This is a genomic window from Rhodococcus sp. MT28 (assembly GCF_058792695.1).
Genome location: NZ_JBXAFD010000062.1, coordinates 1 through 1,380, shown reverse-complemented (window position 1 = coordinate 1,380; position 1,380 = coordinate 1). Strand labels below are relative to the sequence as shown.

Below are 1,380 nucleotides of genomic sequence, written 5' to 3'. Positions count from 1 at the left end.
CCCAGGGGACGACGCCGTGTTTCTTCTCTGTGTCCGCCGCTGTCGCTGATCGCGTCCAGGAATTGGGTTGGCAGGTACTCCAGATCGCGGAAGACACCATCATCGATTTGCCGGACTTACAGCTCAAAGGCAAGAAATGGCAAAATGTTCGATCCGCACTCAACAAGGCGGAGAAAGCTGGCACGTCCTTCGTGCTCGGTAAGCTCGGTGAACAGTCCGATCAGTTGCGGACGCAGGTCCGTGAGATCTCCGAACAGTGGGTCGGCGAGAAAGAGCTACCCGAGATGGGGTTCACTCTCGGAACCGTGGAAGATGCGCTCGACCCGGATGTGCGCATCGCGCTCGCCGTTGATTCCTTCGGAATTGTCCAGGCAGTACTGTCGTGGCTGCCTGTGTACGGCGCGCAAGGATTCGTCCGCGGATGGACTCTTGATGTCATGCGTAAACGAAGCGGGCCGGGCGCGAACAACATGATCGAATTCTTGATCGCCCGCTCGGCTCTGTCATTCAAAGACGAAGGGGCTCAGTTCGTTTCACTTTCCGGCGCACCGTTGGCCCGAGCAACTGGCGATTCCGACATTCATGGACTCGACAGGGGGTTGGACATGCTCGGACAAGCCCTCGAACCGTTCTACGGATTCCGCTCGCTTCACCAGTTCAAGGCAAAATTCAACCCTCGGTTCGAACCGGTCTTCCTGTGCTTCCGTGATGAGGCCGACCTGCCTCGCATCGGTCTGGCCATTTCCCGCGCATACCTACCGACCGCGACACCGCGACAACTCATCGCTCTGATGCGGAGCACTGGAGAATGACCGATTGGTTCACGACAGCGATTGTCGGTCCAGGCCGACTTCCGCTGTTCTTCATGATGCTCGCATTCGCCACTGCGTTTGCGTTCATCCGGATCAGCACCCGAATGATCCGCGCGGACGTGCCATGGTGGCCTGGAAACGTCACTCCAGGTGGTCTCCACATTCATCATGTGGTGTTCGGGTTGGTCATGATGCTCGTGTCCGGCTTCGGATTCATCGCGCTCGCCAACTATCACACGCCGGCGACGAACTGCGTGCTGGCAGCAGTCTTCGGTGTCGGTGCGGCGCTGGTACTCGATGAATTTGCCCTTGTCTTGCACCTTCGGGATGTGTACTGGACCGAGGAAGGTCGCACGAGTATCGATGCAGTCTTCGTCGCGTTCGCCATTACCGTGCTGTTCGTTCTGGGTGTGCATCCACTCGGGTTCAGCGGCGCCGACGTCGACACAGACGATGCGGCAACGACGATCGCGAGCATCGTGCTCCTCGTCGTTCAGTACGGCCTCGCGACGATCGTGTTGCTCAAAGGAAAGATTTGGACCGGCCTGTTCGGGCTGTTCTTTCCTCC

Annotated in this window: 1 protein-coding gene and 1 pseudogene; both read left to right on the top strand. The window is 58.6% G+C overall.

Annotation, left to right across the window (positions count from 1 at the left end):
• A partial coding sequence (locus AC1Q6C_RS33595) for a bifunctional lysylphosphatidylglycerol flippase/synthetase MprF (protein ID WP_492667126.1) occupies positions 1–812 on the top strand: 812 nt, incomplete at its 5' end.
• Positions 809–1,380: pseudogene (locus tag AC1Q6C_RS33590) on the top strand (DUF2254 domain-containing protein); the annotation flags it as partial. The gene AC1Q6C_RS33595 and the pseudogene AC1Q6C_RS33590, both read left to right, overlap by 4 nt.